Genomic DNA, 26,874 nt, shown 5'->3' with positions numbered 1-26,874 from the left:
GCGGATTCAGGAGTCAACCGCGGTTGACACGGAGCGTCTGACACGGGGTTTGTGTCAATACCTACAGCATATACCAACAAGCGAGACGATTTGTTTTGATACCTCTTTTGAGACGATGGGGTGGGAGCGGGTCTGTTATACACCTATTATATAGGAGGTGGGAGGGAAGGCGGGCGGTGGTTTCAAAACCGACCGGTTTTGATACACAGCCATCACACCGCCATGTACGAGGAGGCACGACGCAAGGCTTTGAAAAAAGACATCGCCGAGGCCCACACACCTCGTGCTGCGCTTGAGATCGCCCACGTGGGTGCTCCCGCTCATACATCTTGGTCAGTGAGCAAGATGGGATGTAGATGACCCGTAACGTCAGTTATTGGGCATTAGAGCTTCATCAGAGGTTGAGACCGAGCACATGGAATTAAGGAGCAAGATATGTTTTCCGGAGCGCGTGCTGGGCGACCACTCGGCTTGGACATCACGCTTGAATCCCACCCCGGCATGAGTTAACATGTGATGTGAAAGCAGCGTGCACTTCGCGTCTCCGAGCCTATCTATCGCCGGACCTATGATTGATGTCGCCCTCTCGTCCCATCTCACGGACGTGCTCTCCGATCTCCCAGACACCGAACGCGAGCGCATCGTGCGCGCGATTCGAAAGATTCAAAACCAGCAGTTTGACAGCGGGCTGCGCGTTAAGAAGCTTCAGTCGCGCCCGGACGTGGCAGTCTGGGAGGCGCGGTTCAGTGACTATGGACGCCTGCTCTTCACCTACGGCGAACATCCTGACCGGGCGTCCGGAAAGCCCACGACAGTTGTGCATTGCTGGACCGCGGTGTTCGATCATGACGACGTTCCCCGCGAATTGCGGCGCAAACAGTTCGAGGCTCCAGAGACGATGCAGTGGCTCTTGGCGGATGAAGCGGACGATATCTCCTGGGAGGGCAGGTCCATGCCTGAGAACCCAGGAGCTGACTTGGAAGCCATCGAGGAAGACTTTCCGGGCGACGATGAGCGGTGGGATGCATACGCCGCACTCTCCTCCGAATATCCCCCGGCGTGGACGGCACCGCCGGAGAATCTCCCGTGGTACTTGGAGGGGCCGGTGGCCTTTGAGACGTGGGCCGAAGCACAGGATGTGCCCGCAGAACTGATTCTGACCAAGGAGCAGATCAACCTGCTTCAGGAGCCGCTACCTATGTTCCTGAACGGACCTGCAGGAAGCGGCAAGACGACGCTGGCGCTCTACCGATTGCTGGTGCTGCAGGAGAACGATCCCGACGCAAACACAGCCTTCATTACGCAAAACCCGCGACTGGTGCGGCATGCCGAAGAGCTGTATATGGCTCTTCCAACCTGGCCTGAAGAGGCGACGCCCGTTGATTTCCTTACATATCGGGACCTTATTGCCAAAATTCTTGACCTTTCTCGATCGGAGTTTAGGGAGAAGATTTCGTCCAGAGAGCGATTACGTGACATGCTCGCCCATCGACATCTAACACAGGCAGACCGTCAGTTATTCGAAACTGAGATCTGGTCTGTGATCAAAGGAATGCTGCCATTAGGAGAAATTTATAAGAGCAGCGAAGACATCAATAACCTTCTTACCCCCACCGATTACGAAGATCTACCTGATAAGTGGTCTATATCGCTCAAGCGTTCAGAAGCGTATCAACTTGCCAGACAGTACCAAGAAATACTTCGGGAGGAAAGCAAGTTCGATGACCAGGACATGGCAACCCTGGCACTTCAGACATTGCTAACAGAAGATCAGAGTGCTCAGTACAATCAGTACGATACCTTAATCCTTGATGAAGTCCAAGATCTAACGGAAAAGCAACTGCGCGTTGCATTCTCAGCAATGCGTAATAAAAATGAGAGGCAAGTCTTTTTAACAGGAGACCCAACACAGGTGCTCAACGGATCCGGGTTTGGTTGGCGTATGCCCAAGGCAGTATTCTATCACCGTGATTGGAAGGTCCCTGATCCACACACACTCAAGCGTTCGTTTCGTGCTGGCGCTCCTCTTCTGCGCCTTTCACAAGGCCTTGCAACTCTTCTGCGAAAAGAAAAAGCACAGGTCGTCCCTCTTGATCCCGAGAAAGCGCGACAGAGTGGGCCTACCCCCAAGAGGACTTGTCCAGATACTGCTGTAGATGAGATGCTATCAAAAGAGCATCCTGACCTACTGGTTTTAGTTGAAGATGACCAGACAGCGCGCGAATTACGAGAGCGTTGGGGACATCCATTTGTGTGGAGTATTGCTGAAGCAAAAGGACTTGAGGCCGATCATGTTGTAATGTATCAGCTTGCAGACAAATTGGAAGATGTTTCTCCCATGTCTACAGATGCCCAAAAGGCATCTGCACGGCAGTGGAATCAGCGTGTCCTTCGAACTCACTACGTTGGTGCAACACGAGCCCGTCATAGTATCACTATTGTTGTTGATCCCGATGAGAAAAATTCAGTATGGAATAGAGAGGAAGTGCGCGATAATGTAAATCAAGTAGAGAGATTCAGGCCGGTTTGGACTGAAAACGAAACCCAGAAGAAGTGGAGAAAGCGAGCTTCATACTATCGGGATAGAGAGCAGTGGGGACAAGCGGCAGAATGCTACCGCAACACAGAATTAAAAGATTGGGCAATGGTCTGTCAATGGATCGCGGATCCATCAACACCGCCGTCGCTGGCAACGATACGAAGCCGAAATAAGGGGCTCTCTTCTGAGCAGGCGCGCGTGCTTCTCGAATGTGAGCATCCGATCCATGATCTTACAGTCAAGGTACATCTGTTACGCGTACTGGGGCGCAACGACGAGGCTGATGCGGTCCAAGCGCGCTATGACGAGAAGAATGAGAATTGGGTAGATGCAGCCGAATATTACAGAAGCCAAAAGGAGGATGAGAAAGCTGGCACACTGTACCAAAAGGCCGAGTCTTGGGATAATGCTGTAGCCTGTTTCCGATCATCAGGTAACTGGGTTCGTGGCGCACGATGCCTTAAAGAAAAAGGGGACTGGAAAGCGGCATCCGAATACTACCAGAGAGCAAACCAACTGGGCGCGGCAGCCAGGTGTCACTTGGAAGTGAAGGAATGGAAGAAAGCAGGGTCACTTTTTCAAGAGGCAGGTGAACAGGATTGGGCCATGGTCTGCCAGTGGATTGCAAACCCATCAATACCGCCGTCGCTGGCAACGATACGAAACGAAGTCAGTGGCTTCTCTGCTGAGCAGGCACAAGTGCTGCTTGAGTGTGAGCGTCCCGTTCGTAATCTCGAGGTAAAAGTGCATGTGCTTCGTGTGCTGGGCCGTGACGATGAGGCTGATGCCGTCCAGGCGCGATACGACGAAGAGAACGAGAATTGGATAGCAGCATCCGAATACCATCAGAAGGTAGAGGCCTGGAGCGACGCAGCACGATGCTGGATCAATGCGGAGGAGTGGGAAAATGCGGGTGATGCATTCTTGGAGATAGAGAAGTGGCGGGAGTCAGCTGAGTACTACACTAAAGCTGAGGAATGGGACAAAGCGGCGCTTTGCTTCAAGCGGCAGGGCAAGCAGGAGTGGGAGCGTGTGTGCAGTGCTCTATCCCGATACGACGAAGCATCTGCGATCGTCCGGGCCGTCCGAAAGACGCAGAAACAGCTCCCGCAGCCGTGTGCATCCTTTCTATTAGATCAGATTAGAACAATAGAAGACGTCGATGCCCGAATTTGGCTGTTGGAGCGGGCTGGTGAAGATAAGCAAGCTCGTACACTGCGGCAAAAACATGAGAGAAAGGAAGAGGCTGTGTCTTCGAACGAGAAACGGCACCTCGATTCAACACCAAAACAGCAAACGAAGAACACCAAAGAACGCCCTAAAAGCGGGAAAGACGACTCAATTATCGAAAGCCGGCTCCGTGAAGCTGGAGGACAAGCTGACCAGGTTAGAGATAAGGGAAGTACTCAATTGCACAGGGCAGCTAAGAATGGGAGCGTAGCGTCTGTGCGATCGCTGCTCGATTCTGGAGCTGACCCTAACTGTACAACTGATTTTTCTGTCACTCCGCTGCATAACGCTGCTTTTGGGGGATATAAATCAGTCGTCCAATTACTGATTAATGCTGGAGCCAATCCTAATTACGCAGATGCCTTTGGTGACATTCCATTGCACAAGGCCACTGAGGCAGGTGCTGAACAAGTTGTTCAGTTGCTCCTCAATGCTGGATCCGATCCCAACTTTACAGGAGACGAAGGTGATACACCACTGCACTTAGCTGCTTTCGAAGCCAGTCCGGGAATTATTCAACAGTTACTCGACAGTGGGGCTGACCCTAACTGTGTAGCAGATGACGGTACAACTCCGTTGCATCGTGCTGTCCTGGGATGCGCTATGAACAGTCGAGAAGGGTTAAAGGCCATTCAGCTTTTGCTTGATTCGGGAGCCAACCCTAATCTCAAAGCAGATGGCGGGCAGACGCCAATACAATACGCTGCAAATGCGGGCTTCGCGGAGGTTGAACGTCTTCTCGCAGAGAATGCTGTTCCTCCAGAGGGTAAATCTACCAGTGAGCACAACGCAAAATCAGAGTACCAATCGGAAAAGAAAAGTCAGACAGTAGAAGTTTTGCAAGAACGTGCTTTCATCACGACATGGAGGTTATCTGTGTGGGATCCGTCTGAATCTCAGTATTCGATTGTGATCCCAACAGCGCCAGAGACGGAATACGACTTCACGATTGATTGGGGAGATGGGACTACAGAGAAGATCAAGGGCGTAAACCCGAATCCTGCACACGATTACGGAAGACCCGGCACCTACGCAGTTGCCATCAAAGGGCTCTTCCCTCGTATCTTCCTGGATGCGAGTCCAATTGGGGCATCGAATGGTGACCCAGAAAATGCAGACAAGCTCCAAACTGTTGAGCAGTGGGGGGCAATTAAGTGGCAAAGTATGCAAGCAGCCTTCGCTGGAGCATCTTCCTTGCTGATCCAATCTGATGATACTCCGAACTTATCTGCCGTAACAAACATGGCAGCCATGTTTGTCGCGGCGAAGTCGTTTAACCAAGACATCGGGCGATGGGACGTGTCCAGCGTTACAAATATGGGAGGCATGTTCTGGGGGGCATCGGCATTCAACCAAGACATCGGTGGCTGGAACACCTCAAACGTGACTAACATGACCGACATGTTTCATAGCGCGCGATCATTTGATCAAGATATCGAGAGGTGGAATGTCTCCAACGTGGCACACATGACAGGTATGTTTTTGAATGCGTGCTCCTTCAATCGACACATTGGGGGATGGGATGTCTCCAGCGCGACGGACATGGGCAGCATGTTTCAAGAAGCGCGATCCTTCGATCAGGATATCAGTGGTTGGGATGTTTCTAATGTGAAGAGTATGAATGATATGTTTAGTGGAGCAATTTCCTTCAACCAAGATCTAAGTAGCTGGGATGTCCAGGATATCCGTACATACTATATGTTTGCTGGGGCATCGTCCTTTGATCCTGCACATGCGCCGTCAGGAATGGGCACCTCAAACCTCAAAAAACACAGAGAGCCATCAGAGCCCGACGATGATCTCCCTTTTTAGACACATTCAGGACTTCCGTGCAGTGCACACAGTCCGGTAAATCAATTTGGGGGCGTCTCAAACAATATCCCTAATCATCCTTGGTGAACGAACGAAACGCACATTGCTGGAATGTTAACGCTACACCGATTCTTCCGTACTTCCTGACTTCAGAGACCACTTTGGAAGGTGCTGATAGACAGAACTTTAGCGCGATCAGCTCAGATTGAGTTCTGTACACCACGCTTCCAACACATCTAAACCCTCCTGTTCACCCCACCCCCATCACGCAGGCACCACAAAGCATGTGTTCACTAACTCTGGAGCGAGAGAGATGACCCGGGCTTTTGCGTGGACGTTCTCCTTCCGTCGCTCGATGCGTTGCTGCAAGCCCTCAAGGCGCTTTTCTTGCCCGCGGATTGCAATCTCCATGTCTTTGCCAGCCTCCTGTTTCTCGCGATATTGCTCAATGAATGATTGTAGACGCTCTCGTTCGGAAGCCGCGTAGTCATCCAGGCGCTGCAACTCCTGTTCTGTTTTGACCTTTCGGTCGGCAGCTAACTTCTGTTTCACGTGGCGCAAGGCCTGACTGAGGTAGGTTTCAGCGTGGCTTTTGAGGTCCGAGACGCGTGACTGAAGCGATTGAACCACTGACGGATCGGGGTCCACCTGAAGCGTGTCGTGCTCAAGAATGCGCTGGCCAAGCGTGTGTTGTACATCAGTTGCTCGGGCGTTCACATAGACTGGATACAACTCTTCGCGCAAGATTTCGCCGAGGCCGTCCTCAAAGGCGATTCGGTAGTTGAATAGCACACCGGGTTCTTCCACAAAGGAGAGCACCTTCACGCCCTGCTTGCCACCGAACTGGTCCTCCTCGCTGAAGACATGGTGAACGAGAGCCGTAACGAGCGGATGATCCGGGGATAGATACGTGATCTGCGTCTCATACTGCATGGCGAGATCCCGATCGAACGTTACCAGACGGTCTTCAAACGGTTTTGGGACCGCCGATGCCAGCGCTTCAGGAAGCGTGACGCGGAATTGTCGCTGCGATACCTGATCAATCGTGCCGCCCAACGTGCGAATGCCGGAGATAACAAAGCGCTGCACATCGCGTGCGGATCCAAACACATCTTCGGAGTCCTCAACCACCTCTTGGATACGAGAGCGACTCTCTGCATCAAATGTGGAGCAGTCGATCAGGCTGCGCTCATACCAGTCCAGCAACGTCTTCTCGCGCTTTTCCAGCTCCTCCTCCAGCCGTTCTTTGGTGACGGACGGAGGCGCATTGTCGCGAATAGACTCCATGATGAGCTCCTCGACGTTGAGATCTTCGATCATGCCGAGCACGTCTGCTGTGGCTCCGACACGCTCGCGGATGTTCTCGACCTTCTCTTGAAGCAGTTCAAAGATCTCGGCCTCGCGCTTCCCTTCAAACTGAAAGTTCCACACTTTCACCTCGTGCTCCTGCCCATAGCGGTGGATGCGGCCAATGCGCTGCTCCAGCCGGTTTGGGTTCCAGGGGAGCTCGTAGTTGATCATGATGTGGCACCGCTTCTGCAGGTCGATGCCTTCACTGGCCGCATCCGTGGCGAAGAGAAGTCGGCTTGTGCCGTAGTTAAACTCGTGTTCGACCTCAGCCCGTTTCTCTTTGTCGACATCGCCGTGGATCTGCATGATCTCGTCGTACCATACCTCGGATTCGAAGAGCTTCAGCAGGTAATCCAGGGTATCGCGGTATTCGGTGAACAGCAGGATTTTTTCGTCGGGCTGTTCTTCAAGAAGGGTCTGGATGTACTGTTGGACTTTCCGCGCCTTGCTATCGACGGTGATCTGCTCGGCACGCTGCAGCAGGTCGCGGAGCGCACTTAGTTCATCGCGCAGCTCCTTATCGTTTGAAATGGTAAGCCGCTCCAGCTCTTTTTCAGCCTCTACTTGGTCGTCTTCTTCCAGGTCCTCGCCCTCCAGGTAGCTGCGCGCATCGGTTGAAAGATCGACCGCGTCGTGCTCCAGCAGGCCCTTCAGGCGGCGGCGCAAGGTGGAACGAATCGCACCGATACTACTGACAAGGCGCTTCTGCATAAGGGCCATCGCGAACCCGACCACCGGTGCGTTAAGCACCTCAGAGCGGTTGTAAACTGTGCGGACATACTCAGTGACGGCTTCGTAGAAATTCTCCTCCGACGTAGTCATCGAAACGCGTACCGTCTTCACGTCTCGATTAGGGAAGATACGCTCTCCGTTGTCGTCAAAGATCGTCTCTTTGCCGCGCCGGATCATGACCTCATCGACGATGTCATGGGTCAAGTCTTGGTCCTGAGCAACCTTGAGCGGGTCAACATACGAGATGAGCGACCGAAAGCTCTGTTCTTTTCCGGTGTGCGGCGTAGCACTCAGCAGCAGCAACGCATCCGACTGGCTGGCGACCTGCTCTATTCTCCGTGCTGTTTTGCTGGGCGTCTTGCCCTTTTTGCTTGCCTTGTGTGCCTCATCTACGATGGCGACGTCCCAAAACGCTTCGAGCAGCGGTTCCTCGTATCGTTCCTGCCGCAGAAACGCCTGGCTGGTGATAAGGCGCTGACGGTCCTGATTCCATACGTTGCTTTCCTCGCCTAAGCGTCGCTTTTCCCCTTTCACCCAGTCTCGGTCGGCCAACGTAAGGCGAATGTCGAAGAAACGCTTCATCTCGCGAATCCACTTCTTCTGTAGGTGGGCCGGCACCACAAACAGCACGCGATCGGCACGCCGGCGGGCGTCCAACTCCTTCAAAATAAGACCCGCCTCGATCGTCTTCCCGAGCCCCACATCATCAGCAATGAGGGCCCGCTGCCGGAGGCGCTGCATCACCTGGTTCACGCAGGCAAGTTGGTAGGGCTCCAGGCGGACAAGCGAGTTCGATATGCTCAGCAGCTGTCCGCGTTGATGGGCTAACCGGAACCGCACGGCTTGGGTACGCAGGTCAAAGCGATCAGCAGAAAGATCGTCCAGCGGATTGCTATCAGCTGTTTCTTCGGTGCTATGACGCGGTTCAACATCGACGTCTTCGGCACAAACTGACTTGACGCCTTCGTCCTCTACGTATACGCGCAGGTACAGAAGGTCGCCCATCTGCTCCTGCGTAATTACTTCAGCAGGCGTGCCGTTGAGCAGAATCTGGTCGCCAGATGCGAGCGTGTCGATCATAAGTGCGGTAAGGTCTTAGTTGGTCCTGTGGAGAATTGATCTTTTCAGATGATGTCGAAGGCTACGGCAAGTTACGTGACTTCAATTTCCAGGAAGCTGATGATGCATTCCTGCGGAAGTGCGCCGCCGTGGTAATACCGTTTGTTTTTCATTCCGTGCTTGCTGAAGCGCTCCTGAGGCTGCACCAAAATCCGCACTGGGTCATGCAGATACGACAGGTCATTCTGCTCCTCGCGGTGCAGCAGAATACCATGCTGACTATCAGCGACATTCGCGCCAGCTACCCGGCGCCGGGCCACATCCCCCTCGGGAGGAGTTAGAGGAGCGAAATCGGTGTTTTCTGGAAGGAGTACAAAGCCGTGATCGGTGATCACATACGCCCGGCTCCAACGCCCCTTGTTCAGCTTCTCAAAGATCCGATCGGCCAACTTCTCAATACGCTCAGCCAGCAAGTCTTCAATGTTTGGAAGCTCCTTCTCGGCATACTCGTCCAGCTCAGTGATCGTGTGCGCCACACGTCCTTGCGACCAGGCCCGCTCGTCGTCGGCATTGTCGGTCACAGCCCAGCCGTCATCTTCAAGGAGCTTTTTGCGGCGCGTTGTGTCGAGGATCTGGCCACGTGCGGCTTCAAGTGTCCCCTTGTGCAGCTTCATCTCGAATGGACTCGATTGCATTGGCAAGACAGCAGCCATCCCGAACTTGGTCTCAGAGGGGAGCACGCTGAGGCGCCGTGACTCGGTGATGGTCAGGGAGATATCTACAGTGGGTTGCTCGGCGCGCTCTTCAAGACGACGTTTCAGGGCGCGTGCGAGGTCGAGGCGCAAAGCGTCGATGTAGAACAGTAGGCCGTCGTTGCCTGCTGCGAGCTTCTCATCATTGTCGTTCCAAAAAGTGGTGCTGGATGCTAATGTGTCATCCAGCAGGCTGCCTGTAGCCAGCGTCGTTTCCATCTTATCCGCAAGACGCTTCAGGTACGTCAGATACCGGCCCGTGACCAGCTTCGAGCGGTGCGTAGACAGTGCGTCGGTGGCAGGATGACCTTCGGGGAGGTCGGCCTCAGGGACTCCTGAGACGATAATACGCCGGACGGCGTCGTCGATGTGCCAACTGCCTTCCTCCTCGTCTGCATACAGCTCATGGACAGGCACGTCGCGGTTGTCCCACGTTGCGTAGCGATGAGCAAGGTCGGCAAGAGCGGCCGCCTGTTGCCAGGCCCGCGTCCACGGTGATCCGTGCTTGCCAATTTCAGCCTGGCTCTGTCCTGTTGCCTTTTTGAAGGCAGTAGCCCGCTGGGTAGCCCGGTTACAACACTGCTCATATCGCTCGTTGCCAAACGCCTGCAGCCAGTCCGTCCACAATCGCGTCTCCAATGCACCATCGACCGGGCAGGGGCCTGCCATTTCCCAAGGCGCATCAAGTGCGTCGACAACTTCGGGCCAGTATACCTTCTGAAACTGAGGTAAAAAGGTTGAGCCTTCAGCACTTTCAAGAACCTTCTTGAGGCGACGCAGGCCGCACTTGAGATCGCTGGCACTGTGATACGGCAATGCCTCCAGGGAGACTCCGCTTTCGTGAAGCCATCCGGCTACCGCCCAACGGCGGACTGCTTCGACGATTGCTTCGGGAGAATGTGCGTCGTGCAAGCCCGGCACGCCTTCAGCTGTCAGGAGGCCGCGTATTTTGTCAACTACGTTTGGAGTAGAGGGCAGACCGTCCCATCCCGCCCGGAGAATGTACTCCGCGGGCTTGCTGTTGTCGCCTGTGAGCAGCCGCATCTGCAGCTCGTCGAGTGTGGGGCGACTCGGGCCGCGCAGTTCGGTATTGAAGATGGCAGCGATGTCTTCAGTGACTGACGTGCCTTCGCTTCCCCATGGGCGGACTTTCCAGACGGGGACGTCATACAGCTGCGCAACGATGTCTTCGATTCCTTTTTCGATCACGGCGCCCATCTCTTGCACGTCACGAAACCAGTCGCGTCCCGCTGGAGCGCCTTGAAAATACCACACGACACGCTCGGGCTCCCCCTCCGGAGTATCGCCCTGATCGGCAACCCATTCCCGAAAGGCCAGTGGATGCGATTTGGTGAGGAAAGCGATATCGCGGTCTCGGCAGACCTCCTTCAAAAGGTCCTTCAGGTGGCCACCGGCATCCCACCAGAGGATCCGACGTCGTGGCCCTGGTGCCTGCTCGAAGGTGGCACGGAGGAATGCGTCTGTTTCGCCACGGAGCGATCGCGTGGGGGCTTGCGAGGTGGATTGTGAGTATGAGACGGACATAGGCAAAGAGTGGGAAGAAAAAGCAGAGCGTGTGAGTGGATGCACAGCGTGGATACGCAGTGCAGTACACTGTTACGAGGCGAGTATCGACACAAGTTCATCAGGGTGGTACACGGTGAGACCGCTCTGGGCGTAGTCGTCCTCGTTGCGCGTTGCTACGCACTGGGCACCCGCATTCGAACCGGCTGCAGCAAGATACATGTCTTCGAAGTCGGTAGCGCGTGGGGCGTCTAAAGCAGTACGTAGGGCCGCGCGTGACATTGGGGCAAAGGCAAACGTTGCTTCAATCACCTCGAATAGCGGACGTGGATCGACGTCGTGATGTGCTGTGGCTACGTACCAGCATGTGGCAATGGACGTTGCGGTAACCAATCCGGTAATGTGTCCACGGTCGACATGAGAGAGCAGTTGCAACGCAGCAGCGTGGTACACGCGTTCCGGGATGGCTGCATCAATGATAACGTTGGTGTCGAATAGGACGTGCATGCAAACGGTAGAAGCCTGAAAGATCGGAGTGCAGCCGTGTAGGGCACGAGCAGGCGGCGTTATCTGTTTGGTATGCCGCAAGGCGCCCCGTAGAGTCAAGCATGCTTTGCAGCGGCATGGTCTACCCACCGCTGCGTGTCTTCGTCCATCTCAACCTTAGGGGCAGGCTGGCCGAGTGCCTTTTGCAGGGCTTGAATTCGGGGCGAGAGTGCGGTGTCATGACCTGTCGCTGTGTCGCGCTCAAGCGGTGTGTCTTGCCGGGCGGAGGCATCGTCGCCCGATTTCGGCTTGGCCAGCATCTGAAAATAGGTTTCCACAAGCTGGGAGACCGACACGCCCCGCTTGGCGGCAATTTCCTTGGCCTCGGCCTTGACGTCGTCGCGGATGCGCAGGGTCAGTTTGGTTTTCATGGCCAAACGGTCGGTGTAGTGATACGGTAGACGTACAGTGAGTGTACGTGGTGACGTATACAGGGGTTCGAGCTTGAGAAAGCCGGAAAGCGACCTCCGTTCTTAGTCGATCGTAGCTGCAACGCAGTGGATCATCACGACCCGTCATCAAGCCCCCAGTGCTGCGCAAGGGTACGCGCCATGCGCTTGCTCCGCCATTCAATGAGGTCAGTGCTCCACGCTTCGTATCCCTTATCGCGTGCTGGACTGGATATCTTACCTTCGGGGTCGGGGAAGTCCTTGCGGACCATCGCGGTCCCGTCGCTCGCATCTCTGTAAATGCGGTTCCATTTTGTCTCGTAATCGTTATTTCCCGCTTTGACATTTTCGGACAGCGAGAGAAGAGCAAGATTGCCGAAGCGGTTGAGATAGCGTTCATATGTTTCTTCGTCGAGATCCGCGGGGTATGTCTCTCCATTGTTCGTTTGAGGCCACACGTGCTCTACAGTGAAGTCGTGGACGTCATTCTCAAAGAAGTCGGGCAGGCCAACACCTCCTCTTCGGATCGCCGCTTCGTACCAGTACAGAAGGTAGTTACGCACATTTGGGGGACGCAGGCCGCTCCATCCGGCTTCTCCATGTCCGTTGAGATTGTCTTCCGCGAGACGCCTCTCAAACTCATCAACACTACGTCCATCGCTGGTCTCAGCGTAGCAGTAGTCACGCGCCCACCCATCTAAAATGTCGATGAGTCGGTCAGCATCATCCAGACTTCCGTTGAAGTCGTACTCGTTTTGGTTTTTGGTGATGATAGCAACGATAGACGAGTCTTCTGGGAAGACGTCTGTCAGGTCATCGCGTCCGGCCCAGAAGAGGGCTCGGGCAATCGGTTCAATTTTGCTCCGTTTCGTATCACGGCGGGCACTGCACACGGCAAATACGCGAATAACAAACCGTTCTATCGCCTTCAGGACACGTCCGTAGGCCTCTGTATCTGCGAAACGCAAGAAGACAGCTATAAGGAGCGGATGGGTCGTTGAAGGACCAAATTTTTCTGCAACATACAGAGAGTGGCGGATGGCCTTCGCATCCACCGTCGCATGCAATCGTTCAGCCAGTTGATTGAAAAGAGTTTTATTCAGAACCCCTCGAAAGTGGATGTATGCGTCTGCACTCCTACGTAGAGAATCAACGTACGTACTCATCCACTGCTGCACGCGCTCGTCTGAAGCCTCTTTCGGAATGTGGTACTTTGCGTGCTTGATTTGATCGATATCCTGACTGGCGGTTTTGTGGCGACCAACCAGGTCGTCAGAGCGCTCGATCTTGTCTGGCTCGCCAAACATGGTCCAATGGTGTGCAGTCATCCGGTCAACCAGCTTGTCTACCTGATCGGGTGTGGGGGCATACCGGTTCAAGGTTTCGTAGACCTGGGTAAACTGTTCATGCAGATTCGTGACATTCATCCCGACATCGCTGAGGCTGGCCCGGTACACGACGTAACTCTTAATTTTGTCGATACGGTTTAGCGCTCGCCCTCGGTCGTTGATCGCCTCGAAGATACGTCCGGCTTCACTGGGGTTGGCAACTTCGTGCAATGTGGCGATAAACTTCCCGTGCAACGTTGTCGCGAGGCGATCGAGATACAGCAGGCGGTCCTGCGCATTCGGCTTGCATGACTGTAGCATGTCATCTATGCGCTCTCGAATAACCTTTACGGTTCCCACAAGCTTTTGCTCTGAAGGGGAATCGGCTTTCGCTTCAAGGGCCTCCAGATTTCTCGGTTCATTAGGATCTTTGGGCATGAGCGCTTTAAATATCTCCTGATGCTCAGTGGCCGGTAACACGCGACGGAGTACACTCCGGGAACGAATGGTGTGATAGATATCGTTGTGCAGCTTTTTCGAGATCTCATCTCCAATGTGCGTTAAACCTGCATCCGCAGAATCCTCAATGGCTTCGGCGGTGCGCAGGATCTCACTGGCAAGAAGCGCGGACGTGATAACGCGCTGTTGACCATCAATTATATGGAGCCCGTCAATATCTTCTTCCTCCGGCTCGGTGACAATGATCGAGTTTATATAGTGGCTTTGCACCGACTGATGGTCTGTCACGTATTCGAGGTCGTCGATGAGTTCGTTCACCTCATCGGAGGTCCAGGCGTAGCCGCGCTGGTAGCTTGGAATGCGGTAAATGCCACTGGCGAGGACGTCGCCGAGGGTTTTTGTGCCGGTATCAGGCATGGGAATGCGGGGTTATTGAAAAAGTGTTACGAAAAAGAGAGCCAGACGCGTAGGCGTCGTGGTTTCTGTAGGTTTGTGGGGTTACAGCACCTTATCCTCCACCAACGACGGGACGAGCTTCTTCTCGGCCAAGGGCGTGATGTTGATGGCGACGCCGTGCTTTTTCACGGGGGTGTAGCCGGCGGTTTCGACTTCTTCGAGCGCTCGGGCTTTCCAGTCGGCGTCCATCGGCTTTTGCATGCGTTTGCAGGCGCTCTTGATCTCCTCGCCCAGCGCGATGTCGTCGTCGGTGTGGGTGGCGAGTTCGGCGACGAGGCGCTGCTGTTCGGTGAGCTTGTCGCCGTCGCCCGCGGCCAACCGCTCGGCCAGGTCGCTGCCTTTCTTGAAGTAGTAGTTCAGGAAGAAGATGCCGTAGCTGGCGTAGTGCGTGGAGCCGGTGAGCTTGTCGTTGAAGTAGGGCAGCAGGTCGTACAGGTGGGCTTCCACCGGCTCGTTGGCCGGCTGGGCAAACTGTTTGCAGGCGGCTTCCAGGTCCTCCAGCGCGTCGATCCACTCTTCGCGCTCACCGTTCACCTTCTCCATAAACTTGTCGCTGAACCGGTCTTTGAACCACGCGGACGGACTGATCTCATGCAGCCGGTCGAGCGTATCCAGCCGGTCTTCGAGGCGCTCGCGGAAGCGGCGGACCTTCGGAGCGGTCTCCTTGGCGATGTCTTTCACGTCGGCGGCCCAGGAGCGGGGCTTTGTGCGGCTGAGGTTGGTCATGCGGGTTTCCAACTCCTCAATCTGGCGCAGCCCGGCGGCGCAGCGTTTGGCTTCGGCTGTAGCTTCACGTTGGGTGGCGGCATCTGCGCCGTTGTCCTCCATGGTGCGGCGGGCGGCGGCTTCGCGCTCGCGCAAGGCGGTCTTCCGGGCATCCAGGTAACGGGTGCTGAGGCGGTCGAACAGGCTGCCGTCCATCTGGTGGTAGTCTACGAGGCAGGCAAAGCCGACCGCATCGGTGTTTCCCCCGTCCAGCCGATCGGTGCTAAGCTGCCAAAGGATAGGGGTGTTCTCGAACTGGCTGCAGTGAAACGCAAAGAGCTTGTGCTGTAGCCAGTGCCTCAGGTTCGGGTAGGCGTCGTCGGTCGCCTCGCGGCTACCCAGAATGTCGTCGACTTCCTGCAGACGGTCGGCGGCGTACTCGCCCCAGATGGATTCAAATTTGTCGATCATTTGGGCCAGCAGGTCGGTCTCTTCGCCGTCTGACTCGGTGCCCAGTAGCACGATCCCGTCGTCGTCTTCTTCCAGGATCTCGAAGATGAGGTGGAGGAGCATCTTCTTTACCAGTTCGGGAAAATCTTCTGGGGGCTCGGTTATTAATTCGGGATTATACTCCGTAAGCCTTTGGGGGTCTTCATTGGTCCGCAAGGCTATCTCAGTGAGCACTTCACTACGCTGATCACTACGAATATCGAAGTGTGCAAATATGATCTCATTGAGTCTGAGCTCCGCACGTGAGATGCCCCTCCGAACTGAACTGCGGAAAGTCTCAGCCTGAATTCCCAACCCCTCTAAACTTATCTCTGGACTAACCGACGGGAGATCCACAGTATCGGGAAATTCGACTGTATTTCTGTGGGGGTGCCATCTGTAAGCTTTACTCGGCTCCGTTTCTCCAATCATTCGAAGCATCAAAGGCCCTCTGTAATGCGGAGACAGAAAGCTGCTCTGCCTCAGAGTGGCTAAACCCGATAATATTTGCCGACACAGGTTCAGAACCTCCTCACTCTGCATCAGCTCCTTCTTCCATGGCAACTTAGCAACAGTACCAATCTGCCAAGTGCGTTCCGGAGTGAGACAAAAAACCAGGTAGGTGACAAGTCTACTATTCAAATAGCCTACGACTGGTGCTCTTGGCGCATCGGTGAATATCGCAACCCCCTTAGCCGAGAAGACAGAACATTTTGGCATTATGCCAAATCGGCGTCCGTTGCTCTTTTCTATGTTGTATGTTATTCCTTCTCTGAAATAATTGCCCTTTGTACCCTGCGTAGCTGCCGGCTGTCGTTCGATCTCGGAACCATTGCCATTCCAGTTCACGCAAAGATCTATTCGCGGAAGCATCCACGTTTCCTCGCCTCCTTTAGGGAATGGCATCCAGTTTCTAGTGGAACTGGGGACCTCCCAGAATTTTCTGAGGAACCGTGATATTTTCCCTGTCTTGACCCCAGTTACCACTTCTGCTCCGCTACCCCGACCCGGTAAGCCAGCCTGATTCGCATCTAAGACTACACTCTCATGGAAAAGCTTTCGAATGCTTTTCGGTGCCCAATACGAAAGCGGAGTAGATGGGACCAACTGGAATTCTGATATTTCTCGCTCGTATAAACGGTTAATGTCACCATCTCGTGGATTATCAAAAACAGCCCCTATAAACGCCTTCTCCTTTTTATCACCGTCTACGTCACTCAGGCGGACGAAACGTCCTTTTCGTTGCTCAGTTGCTGCGCCTACTCGAATGACCGTACCCACTGTACGCACAGTGGCGTTATCTAGAATCTCTCGGCCAAACTCTGCAAGAAAGTCAAAACTCCCTTTACCACTAACAAAGTCCACTCTAAACTGCTCAAAGGACCTGTTGAACATGAAGGACCTTGGAACCAACATAGAGACCCTGGAATGCTTCTTTCCGAGTCTTTTTCCTATTTCAAAAAAGTTTATATAGTACTCTGGAGAGTAGGTGTATTTTTGGGATACATAGTTTTTGACTTCCGCAGGCATCCTTCCAGCGGATCCGTAGGGGGGATTCATAAGGGTCACATCGTAATCCTGCGACAAAAGCACTAGCAGGCGAGCAAGGCTCCTAAGATCTGCCGCCGCGAAGCCACCATTGTCCGTGTGCTGCTGCACAGCTTTCCGGATGTCCCGGAAGAGTGCAGTGAGATCGGACCCATGAACAGCACTCAGTTCCGCCCCACGTTCCTCAAAAGCCTTTCGGAATGGTGCTTTTGGGTCAAACAGACTACCGAGCCCAGACGTCGTTACGAAGGTCTCTACCGTTTCATCGAGCAAGTCTCGCGTCGCGTTATTGGTGCCGGCCACCTCATCAAATACTGAATGAGCCAAATCTGTGTCGATGTTGTGGGCGTCGGCACACACAATGCCCACCTGCGGCATCTCAAACGACGTAACACCATGTTCTTCGGCACGGGTGCGGGCTTTCAGGTACAGGTTAAACGCTGCTAATTGGCAGGCGCGAAGGTCCAGGTCCACGCCAAACAGATTGTGCTGCAGAATCTTGGCGGGAACGTCAGCACGGTCTATGCCCGGCTCCATCGTCCACCAGATACGCTCCAGCACATCGAAGGCATAGAGCAAGAAGTGTCCGCTACCACAGGCCGGGTCGAACACGCGAATCTCGCTGGGATGGTCGAAGTCGGTGGCTTCGCCTTCTTCCTCGGTAGGAACAAGATACGTGCAGAGTTCAGTTAGGCTGTTGGCCGCTTCTGGATCACGGGTCTTGCGGTCTTCCGGAGAAAACCGCTCGGCCTGCTCCTGGATGGTCTCCTGGAGCGTACCTTCATGCTCCAGAAAGAGCTTCCCGAGGCTGTTGTCCGTGAGCATCCGCACGACCCAGTGCGGCGTGTAGAACTGGTTGGCTACCGTGACATCTTCTGGATTGAGAGAGCGCTTGTCCTCTACCTTCGCGAGGTCGGGGATATTATAATACTCGTACACCCAGCCGAGCACATCATCGGCTCGCCAAACGGCATCTTCGACCGTATCGAGCTTAGCGCAGAGGTCGCGGAGCAGCTCCACCAGATCGGCGCGCAGGCGCGTGCTCCACGAGGGATCGCTGGTGCCTGTCCAGCCGCTCATGTCACCGTAGAGGAGGCTGTACGGGTCGTGAAGGTCAAAGAGCAGGTCTACCTCCTCGGCGCGGTTCTGGCACGTCTGCACAAAGCCGGTCCACACACCTTCCTCCGGCGTCATGAACTGTTCCATCACGAGGCGGTCGGCCGCTGGGGTGAGGCCGTCCTCGCGAAAGCGCGTGGGGCTGCGGTCGAGAAAGCCGCGCACCTCCATGCAGCGAAGGGCCGCCAGGCGATTCACGAGCGTGTAGCCCACGGCCTTAACGTACAGGTCGCGAGCCGTGGCCCAGGTGCGCTGGTCGCCCGCCTGCTCGCGCCGGATGGCCGTGCGCACCTGCTCGCGCAAGCGGCGTTCAGACTCCTCCAGCCGGTCGGGCACCGTGTCGGTGTCTTTCTCCAGATTCAGATGGGTGTCGATCTGGTACTGAATCGTCTGCTCCGCCCGCGAGCGCAGGTCTTTGACAACCGTTTCGAGATGCTCGCGATGGGCTTTATCGAGTTGGGTGCTCATACGGAAGGGGGAACGTAGGAAAACAAAAGATCGGGCGCTGCATGGCGTGCTCAGCGAATCAGAACGATTGTGCCGTTGGCGGATTCGTTCAGGCGCTTGCGGAGGGCGTCGGGAAGCGGGTCTGCGTCTGGAGGCGCCGGGTCGGGGGTATCTGGAGACAGATCGGGCGCCACGGGCTGGGGGGCAGGGTCTTCTTCGCGGTCGTCCTCGTTGCCTTCCTCGCGGGCGCGCTCCTTGGCGAGAAGCTCCTTCGCCCGCAAAAGGCAGTCGCGCACCTCGGCTGGGGACGGCACCTTGGTTTCGGCAAAGATTGGATCCAGTGCGTATTGGAGGTCGGGCGCCTCGGTGCGAAGGGTTTGCTGCATGGTCGTGACGTCATCCCAGAGGCGCGTCTCACGGCCAAGATGATAGCTGCGTGCGTGTGCGAACGAGCGGACCTCCGGCACCAGCTGCTCGCTGCCCAGCGTCTCGGCATCTACCGAGGCCGGCTGTGCACTGGCACGATGGAGCAGGTCAGCCAACGCGGTGACGGATGCTGTGTCGAATGTGGCCTCCACAAACTGCCGTACCTGCTGGATCTGGCTGGTGTGGCTACCCGCCCAGTCGATCACCTCACGAGCGGCCTTGTTCATGCCAGTCGGTGCGGTGGTTTGCGTGATAAGGAGCTGGTGCACAGTGCGAATACGCGCAACCTGGTCCTGGTCGGGAGGCGGTTGTAGGCCAATAGTGAGGCTCCTGATTCCTCCTTTGGTCGTTAGGGCCCGGCCCATATCGCCCGGGTCGCGCAGCACGGTGCCGTCTCGTTTTAGCTGGATGAGCGGCCGTGTAGCCAACGCGAGGAGAAGCGCCGCTATGGCCTCCACCGAGGTCCCTCGGAACGGACCGGTGCGCGTCTCGATCATGTCGAGTACAGCCTGGCCCTGTATAAGCGTGTTGCCCGCATTGCGAGCCGCCTGCATAAACTGCGCAGGCCACGTATCGCCATCGGGGCGTAGCCGATCGGAATCGTCCTCATCGATCATGGCGTGGCTGTTCAGGCTCACGCCCAGCGTGGCGGCATCGGATTCAGCGAGGGGCCAGGCGCCTTCCCCTCGGAAAAACGAAACGAAGCTGGGGCCATCATCAATAGGCTGGAAGGCGTTCTGCAGCGACCGGCGATCGGGAAACTTGCGGTCCCGGGTCAGCACGACATCGGTCACATAGGGCGCAAACCCCGTCGAGAGCGGCCCATAGTCCGTGCGCTTCTGCGAATCCCAAATCGGGGCCGTGTTCATCTGATTGTGCAGCACGTGGCGCAGCTGCCGCTCTTGCTCATCATGATCAGCGCGCACCTCGCGAAAGGAGCGCGTTTCGCGACCAAGCACATCGCCCCGTGCAATGTGGCGCTGCAGTTCGTTCACGTAGTTTGGAGGGAGCGTAACGACAACGAGGGCATCTTCGCGTGTATCTGAGGCCCGGTTGGCCTGCATCCAGGTCTGGCGCTGCTCGTCGACCTCGGTTTCGGTACCCACGAGCACACGCACCGCTACCGTTGTGGCATGGTCGGAGGGATCGGGCACCGGCTGGAGCACCGAGTACAACCAGGTGAGCGGAACGTCGCGCTCGTTTCCGATCGTTACTTCTTGGCGGTTGCCCTCAGCAGCGAAGTACGACTGGGCATTGCGCATCCAGGTGGTGAGAACCGACCGCATGCGCGGATAGGACACTGAGCGTTCCCGCTCGTCGATCTTATCTTCCAGCGTCATTTCCTCACGCGTGAGCAGGCGGTACGTGGATGGTTGGGCCTGCGCATCCTCAAAGATGTAGTTGTGATCGACCAGCACCGTAAGCGCTTCTTGGACTTCAGCCTCAAAACGGTCCAGATCGGACGTGACGTTGGGGCACAGCAGATACGCGATGACCGCCTGTGTGGCATCGACCTCGGCAATTTGATTGAGGAGAAAGATTGTTTTTGCGACCTGGATAACCGGCACATCCGTTTGATGGTCTATCGTGCCGAGCCGCGCCAGCAGCTCCTCGGTCCACGTGGGCACCAGATTGGTCTCGCGCTGCAGCATGTCGTAGAGATCGGCCCACGTGGCCAGGTCGCCCAGGGTGTGGGTGTCGGCCCACTGCTTTCGCACGAACAGCGCGCGCACCAGCACGAGCAACGCGCGCCCCTGGATGTGATCCGTAGCGCTGACGCGGTCGCGCGTTAGTAGCGACTGCATCGCGGCCCGGATCCAGCGCAGGTCGCCCGGCCGAAGGGGGTACGCATCCACGACATCGCCTACCGAGTATCCGTTGGACAGCGTTTCCGGCGCCTCGGGCATCGCTTCCAGGCGGCGTTCCAGCAGGGGGCGGTGGGCTGACTTTTTCTGCAGCCAGCGCTTGCGCACAATGGCTTCCGTGTCGGCGCCTTCCAGTTCGACTTCTTGGCTATACCAGGCGCGCTCGTCGACATCGCCAATAAACCGCTTGTGTACGCCCTGAAGGCTCCACTGCCCAGTACCCAGAATCACCGGATTCGGGCTATCGGGATCCTGCTGGAGCGTTGTTATGGTCGTGCGGAGTTCCTCGTAGCGCGTGCGGTCCGTGCCGATGAACAGAGCAATCTCATCTAAGCCCAGCATCAGCTCGGTGGACTGGCCCGTGCGCTCGGAGAGAAGCGTCTGCACGTCCTCAATACGCGTGGCGAGGGCATCGGCATCGAAGGCCCCGGGCGTGACGTGCTCGGTCGCGTCCCGGATCCACGTCTTAACATCCGTATGGTCACATGCCACGCCGAACTGATCCATGACCGCGGGCACCGCTTCGTAGAGCCAGATGCGTGTTTCTCCCAGATCGTCGAGAAACGCCTTGCCATCGACGCGGTGCGACCGCAGAGCGTCCCAGACGTTGTTGGCCGAGACGCGACGCTCGAGTTGAAGCAGAAACTCAGTCATCCAGCGGTGTTCTGATGGATACCTCATCTGATGCCCAATCGACTCGTAGATAACGAGCGGAATGGGCGGTTCTTCCGAGGCGTCGCGGCTCAGCAGATTGAGAAAAACGGGCACGAACCGGTCCGGGTCTGCTGCCTCGAAGGCCTGGCGCAGCGCTTTAAAGCCATCGAACCGCATGCTTAGCTGGTTGACGACCTCTGGGTCTACGCCCGCCTGTCCGGTCGCATAGCCGATGAGCTTCATCAGGTGCGTCTTGCCGGATCCAAATGTGGCATGCAGATACAGAAACCGAGGGTCAAGCTGTTTGCCACGTTTTACAACCGCTCCCAGCTGCTCAAGCACCCGGCGCGCGCTGGCGGTCTCGTAGAACTCCTCTACGTCGCGCTGGGCCTGTGCGACCGAGTTCACCTTCTGCACCTCTTCAAGCGGGCGCGTCGGGTCGCGATGAAAGATAGAAGCAAGTGGAGGAGCAGAGTCAGACATAAACGAGAAGCGAGTCAGAATCAGAGAGAATGCGAACCGACGAGTGCTGAAAGACCAATATACGCTACGCAGGAGCGCCTATGGCCGGCTGCGAGAGATGGCTCTTGTCGACCGGTCCATTTACGCGGTGGGCCGGATAGTAGTGCTGGGCCTCTTCCCCGAAGAAGCTCAGCTTGCCTCCGATGACCCGTCCTGGAAAGGGAATGCCGACCGTAGCCTGTACGCGCAGCCGGTCGAGCTCATCCAGGAGCGCCGAGGCACGCGCAAAGGGATACAGGGCTCCCAGATGAAGGAGTAAGAGGATGCTGCTGGGCTGATCACAGATAGCAGTGCGCGTTTTCACGATATGATCGACCATCTCCGTGGCCAGATTTTCTCGAAGCGTGACCTCTTCGCTTTCGGCCCGTGTTTGTGCGTCTGAGGAACCGTCTTCATCTTGAAAGAATGAATCGGGAAGCTCCAGCACCGTTTGGAAGACATCGGTCTGGGGCATAACGCGGTCCAGGTAGATCGGCGTAACAGATGCCCCACGGCCGGGCTGCCAGCCCGCCAGTTGCTGGGCCACGGCCTGTTCATATGCAGGGTGAACCGGTACGATCACGAATGGATTGCGGATGCCCCGCCGCTTGCCCGTGGCAAATTCGACGAGCTTCTGTTTGAATGCAGAAAGTGGGTTGTCTTCAGTCATGAGCGTGCGGTTATAATGACTCCATCAGAATGAGAGATCAACTCGATGTCGGAACCGGTTTTACTCAGCGTAGACGTACGCTGTAAGGCTTCACTAATTTGAGCGCTGTCATCGGGCCAGAATCCGACTCCTGCGATTTCCGACGGGCCACAGCCCTCTGTGAGATCATCCAAGGTGCGCAGTGTGCTTAGATGGTTGTCGATAGTTTCGGGATCAGGCAGTGCCGGGTACTCCCCGTTTCGCAGCCGCTCCATGGTGCGTCGCACGTCAGCTGTGTCGAGGCCAGGAGCGTCCTCAATAAGTGGGTACATGCACTGCACGGCACGCTGAATCTGGCGGCGTGCGCTGCGAGGGCCGTCTAAGTAGCGCCGTTGGAAGGAACGCCCGATGGTGTTTCCTGGCAGATGGATTGGGGATACCAACCACGCGTGGTCTTCTGCGTGGTCGAGCAGCGCATCAGCCCCCGTCTCGTGCATGGCGGTCTCCCACCACGTACGCAGTGCTTTCAGCGCGTTTCCGCGGTGCGCCAGCAGGTCAGCGAACTCAGTCCACCCGCTCTCTGTCCACCATGTGATATTGGCGGCCTGCTGCGCTTCACCTGAAAGCACATCCAGTGCGCTCTTGGCTTCGCGGCTTACTTCAGGAGAAGCATCCACTTTAGAAGCGACGCGCTGGTTGAAGAAGAGCAGCGCATCCAGCTGGAGGAGGTAGACCTCGCGGTGGGTCCACTGGCTCTCAACTTGACGTAGTTTGGAGTCGAGTTTGAGGGCTTCTTCTACGACTGCCTCCCAGGACGGAGAGGACGCTTTGGTTTCATCAACCCACCGTTCTACTTGTGCTTCCATCTGCTGCAGTTTGGAGAGCAGCGTGTTGAATAGACCCGTTACGGCATCGGTCTCCATGTCGCGCAGCACCGTATCCACGCGGTCTTGCAAGGTGCGGAGCTGTTGCTGCTTGTTCTTTATGAACGTCTGCGCTTTCACCACCATACCGTTGTGTGTATCGGCAGCGGTAACGGTTGGCAGACGCTCCAGGGCAGTGCGGGAGTTGGCTCCCTGAGCGATCCGCAGGCGGAGCCGGTGCCACTGGGTGGCGTCGAGCAGGACATCTGCATCAACAGGCTCACCATCCTCCGTGACAGGGAGAAACGTACCACACTGGCAGAGGCCCCACAGCAGAGCCACCAGGGCCGGATCGATATCCTCATATGCCGATTCCCGCTGGTTGACGTGCTCTATAACCGCCTGCACCGTCATCCCCTCGTGCTCTTTGATCGGACGGCCCGCATAGCCGCGAATCTGACGAAAGATGGTGTGCTCCATGCCGTCCGCCTCGCTGCATACGACACCGATGGCCCGTGCCCAGTCTGGGAGATCTTCGGTTGAGCGAATGCCTTTGAGTTCGGCAAGACGGTCTTTGGTGATGAACAGCATTTCCGGGTGAAAGGCCCCTTGGTATCCGACACGGCGAATGTACCGCTCTATCCCTTCCTGGAGCGTTGCGGGCTCATGAGACTGAACTTTTAGCTCGCCGTCTTTGATGGACTGTGCAATTCGGTCCGGGAGCGTTTCCCCAAGACGTAGGAGGTACTTTTCGATCGATTCGGGAACGTTGGAAGCGCGACACACAGCTGCAAAAGCCGCCCATCGTTTCAAATCAGTCCACAGCGAATCGGCCTCCTGGCTGACGCTCCACCGGAATGCGTTCGTCGCATCCATGTCGTGAACGTCTGCTGCGTAGACCAGCCCTTCGACTTGGACACGAACTTTCAGTCCGTTGTCGTCTCCGTATGTGGTCTCAATATCGTGGCCGTCGATCGCGAATGTATATTGCGTCGCGTATGCACTCCCTCCCTTCTCGTACTGTATCTTGTATGGTACGTCGAGCTGTTTTAAGACGTCCTGCCAGAGCGACCGGGCTCCCCGCTGTCTAAATGTTGCGATGGGCTCGGTAAGCTCGCGCAAGACATCTTGCACCGAGAATGCCGCTATGTTTGCTTCGGCGTCTTCAATAGCTTCCCGCTCCTGGCGCGTAGTGAAGCGCAAGGACGCATCGGATGCGGGATCGGACCGAATATACTTTTTGAGCCGACCATCCAGCGCATCGGCAATGGCAGCTACTTTTGCAGTTATGGTCTCGCCGCTTAGGTTCTGTGTAACGGCAACGGCAATGTTCTGGGTCGTGCTCAGCGGGATCATTTCGGGGACGTGTTGCAGCAGCAGAACAACCTTACACACCCTCACATCCAGTTCACGAAGCGTCCCTTCCGCTTCAGCACGTTCAACCGCTTCGATGGTCTTCAGCTCTTGAGGAATAATGTCCTTGAGTTCAGGCCGAATCATCTCGAAGAAGTCAACCAGCGAGATAATGCGATGCGGCGGACTGTCCAGCTGCTGTGCTTCCTCGGCCCATTTCTCCAGAAGTCCTTTGACAAGTGCCAAAACAGCACGGGCAGTTCCAGAAAATACAGACTTTGCACGGTCGGTCCCTGTCTCGCGTAAGCTCGCGAGAATGTCCAGAAATAGCTCGGGCTGGTATGGCAGCAGCGGAAGATGCGGTATGACCTCGTCGGGGCGAATCTCATCGAGCGGAGACCCGGTCGTGTTTTTCTCGACGCCCCGAAAGACAAGTGCTGTTTCGCGCTCTCCGGCTGTTTGGGCAAGTGCGTCCTCGAACTGGGACTGGCCAGATGCTGACTTTTCCAGGAGGCGGCTCTGCACAATGTCCCCAACGTGGCTTGACGGCAGGCTGGGTTGATGCGGGAAACGATCATCCAACATGCTAAAGTCAGCCTGCTGTGCAGCAGATTTTGACTGAACACGAGAGAGGTCTTCCTGCGCCGTTCCAACCAGAAATAGCGGACCACCCGTCTCATCGCCCCCAACGGCATCAATGGCTTCGGCGAGTGCATTGAGTTCGGTGAGGAGCGAATAGTGCGTGCCGATGAACAACGTCATCTCATCCAGCAGCAGAAGGAGGCGGGTTGGTTTCTCTGCCTCGGCCTCGATGGCCTGACGGGCAGTCTCCAGCTGGTCGGCCACGACTTCTGCTTTCAGGTTTCGATTTACGACATCCTCATACCCGTCGCGCGTCCCGACTTCCTTTTCAAAGAGCCGTGGAAGTACGCCCTCAGCCAGAATGGGGTATTGCTGCACTTTCTCCCATACAGGAGCATCAATGTTGGCCCCTCTGTCTTCCAAGATGACTTGGGCCTTCTGCTCCAGCTCGTCGGCTGTGCCTCGGTGCTCAAGGTACCACTTTTCAAAGAACGCAACGCGTAAGTGGGGCGACCATTTCTTGTCGAGGTAGACATGCCGAAGGATGGTACGCCCAAATCCGCGATCGCGCCGACCCTGATCTTTTAGCAGATTGATCAGCAGCGGTTTGACGTGGTATCGATTCAGACACAGCTCCCATGCCGCCTGCATCTGTCCCAAGTCGCTATTTCCTTGCGAGAACTGGGCCCAGACTTGGTCCTTGCCTACCTCGGAAATCCACTTCGAGTCCAATAAATACCCGGTAACCGCGAGAAGGTGGCTTTTGCCGCTTCCGTAGTAGCCGTATAGCCAATGATTTCCCCCCTGTCTATCCCCTTCGGCCTCTCCGGCCACGCGGGCGAAGAGATCTGTCAGGTAGTCGTTTGCAGACTCTGTGACGTGGAAGGTCGATAACATCTCCAGTCGTTCCTGGGTCATCTCCTCATTCGAAGAATCGGACCCGGCGGGTTCACGATCAACACGAACAGACTCTTCGAGGCGATGAGGAAACGAGCGGAACCAGGACGTGAGATCAGAGCGGTTGATGTCCATGCCACGGAAAGCTGAAGCGAGAAATAGAAGCGAGATGCAGTAGTGAGATCCACCATGAAGCGAGAGAGGCAACAGCGATTCAGTGCCTTACTCCTGTGGAACCGGGGTTAGAAGGGTTGTGCCTTGTTGGTTATAGACTTGCCAATGCTCGGTGTTGCCAAGACGTTGCACGAGGCGGTCAATCATAGCGCGCGGCTGGAAGAGATACCTCAATCCAACCGGATGCTGCAGCCAATCATCTCCAACCGTACGCCAGGAATAAAGGGCTGCAGTATGGAGGGGCTCCGCATCGATTGTAGGAGGCGTCCCGTACTCATCGTACTTCCCTTCTACAACGCCAATATCACGGAGAACGGAGAGAAAGCCCTGCACCCATCGGCTGCGTGTGGAGTCTGCGTATGTTAGCGGCGAGCCATCATCGTACTCGAAACGGTTTAGGATGTCTAAGATCAAGTGCTTCGATAGATT

11 protein-coding genes are annotated in these 26,874 nt (G+C 56.1%); 1 reads left to right on the top strand and 10 read right to left on the bottom strand.

The genetic code is table 11. The features are described from left to right. Nucleotides 1-643 precede the first annotated feature (643 nt). Nucleotides 644-5,581, top strand: a complete 4,938-nt coding sequence (locus tag ACZ48V_RS14995) for a BspA family leucine-rich repeat surface protein (protein WP_464543243.1) — start codon at nucleotides 644-646, stop codon at nucleotides 5,579-5,581. Nucleotides 5,582-5,845: 264 nt separating this feature from the next. On the opposite strand, the gene ACZ48V_RS14990 is transcribed toward ACZ48V_RS14995, so the two are convergent. The 10 genes from ACZ48V_RS14990 to ACZ48V_RS14945 form a co-directional block, all read right to left on the bottom strand. Next, nucleotides 5,846-8,743: a helicase-related protein gene (locus tag ACZ48V_RS14990; protein ID WP_464543241.1), complete on the bottom strand. Its 2,898-nt coding sequence runs from the start codon at nucleotides 8,741-8,743 to the stop codon at nucleotides 5,846-5,848. A gap of 71 nt (nucleotides 8,744-8,814) precedes the next feature. Next, a complete protein-coding gene (pglZ, locus tag ACZ48V_RS14985) occupies nucleotides 8,815-11,019 on the bottom strand; it encodes a BREX-5 system phosphatase PglZ (RefSeq protein ID WP_464543240.1) in 2,205 nt (734 codons plus the stop codon). A gap of 72 nt (nucleotides 11,020-11,091) precedes the next feature. Beyond that, nucleotides 11,092-11,505, bottom strand: a complete 414-nt coding sequence (locus ACZ48V_RS14980; protein WP_464543238.1) for a type II toxin-antitoxin system VapC family toxin — start codon at nucleotides 11,503-11,505, stop codon at nucleotides 11,092-11,094. 95 nt (nucleotides 11,506-11,600) lie between these two features. Beyond that, the gene (locus ACZ48V_RS14975) at nucleotides 11,601-11,915 is read right to left on the bottom strand and encodes a DUF6364 family protein (protein WP_464543237.1); all 315 of its coding nucleotides are present in this window, start codon (nucleotides 11,913-11,915) and stop codon (nucleotides 11,601-11,603) included. A gap of 134 nt (nucleotides 11,916-12,049) precedes the next feature. Beyond that, a complete protein-coding gene (locus tag ACZ48V_RS14970) occupies nucleotides 12,050-14,137 on the bottom strand; it encodes a DUF262 domain-containing protein (RefSeq protein WP_464543235.1) in 2,088 nt (695 codons plus the stop codon). An 81-nt stretch (nucleotides 14,138-14,218) separates the two neighbouring features. Then, nucleotides 14,219-18,502 (bottom strand): BREX-5 system adenine-specific DNA-methyltransferase PglX, encoded by a 4,284-nt coding sequence (gene pglX / locus ACZ48V_RS14965; RefSeq protein ID WP_464543233.1) that lies wholly within the window; start codon nucleotides 18,500-18,502, stop codon nucleotides 14,219-14,221. Between the two features lie 50 nt (nucleotides 18,503-18,552). After that, nucleotides 18,553-21,909, bottom strand: a complete 3,357-nt coding sequence (locus ACZ48V_RS14960) for a hypothetical protein (protein WP_464543232.1) — start codon at nucleotides 21,907-21,909, stop codon at nucleotides 18,553-18,555. A gap of 64 nt (nucleotides 21,910-21,973) precedes the next feature. Next, the gene (locus ACZ48V_RS14955; RefSeq protein WP_464543230.1) at nucleotides 21,974-22,597 is read right to left on the bottom strand and encodes a BREX protein BrxB domain-containing protein; all 624 of its coding nucleotides are present in this window, start codon (nucleotides 22,595-22,597) and stop codon (nucleotides 21,974-21,976) included. Continuing rightward, a complete protein-coding gene (locus ACZ48V_RS14950; RefSeq protein ID WP_464543229.1) occupies nucleotides 22,594-26,406 on the bottom strand; it encodes a hypothetical protein in 3,813 nt (1,270 codons plus the stop codon). Before ACZ48V_RS14950 ends, ACZ48V_RS14955 begins: the two co-directional genes overlap by 4 nt. 87 nt (nucleotides 26,407-26,493) lie before the next feature. Then, a complete protein-coding gene (locus tag ACZ48V_RS14945; RefSeq protein WP_464543227.1) occupies nucleotides 26,494-26,859 on the bottom strand; it encodes a hypothetical protein in 366 nt (121 codons plus the stop codon). Nucleotides 26,860-26,874: the final 15 nt, after the last annotated feature.

The organism is Longimonas haloalkaliphila (assembly GCF_055379825.1).
Note: the sequence above shows the minus strand (reverse complement) of the source record. Positions and strands in the feature narration are given on the sequence as shown.

Coding starts and splice junctions, on each gene's coding strand:
- pglZ (WP_464543240.1), bottom strand. CDS start 11,019: ATGTCCGTCTCATACTCACAATCCACCTCGCAAGCCCCCACGCGATCG.
- ACZ48V_RS14970 (WP_464543235.1), bottom strand. CDS start 14,137: ATGCCTGATACCGGCACAAAAACCCTCGGCGACGTCCTCGCCAGTGGC.
- ACZ48V_RS14960 (WP_464543232.1), bottom strand. CDS start 21,909: ATGTCTGACTCTGCTCCTCCACTTGCTTCTATCTTTCATCGCGACCCG.
- ACZ48V_RS14980 (WP_464543238.1), bottom strand. CDS start 11,505: ATGCACGTCCTATTCGACACCAACGTTATCATTGATGCAGCCATCCCG.
- ACZ48V_RS14990 (WP_464543241.1), bottom strand. CDS start 8,743: ATGATCGACACGCTCGCATCTGGCGACCAGATTCTGCTCAACGGCACG.
- ACZ48V_RS14955 (WP_464543230.1), bottom strand. CDS start 22,597: ATGACTGAAGACAACCCACTTTCTGCATTCAAACAGAAGCTCGTCGAA.
- ACZ48V_RS14950 (WP_464543229.1), bottom strand. CDS start 26,406: ATGGACATCAACCGCTCTGATCTCACGTCCTGGTTCCGCTCGTTTCCT.
- pglX (WP_464543233.1), bottom strand. CDS start 18,502: ATGAGCACCCAACTCGATAAAGCCCATCGCGAGCATCTCGAAACGGTT.
- ACZ48V_RS14975 (WP_464543237.1), bottom strand. CDS start 11,915: ATGAAAACCAAACTGACCCTGCGCATCCGCGACGACGTCAAGGCCGAG.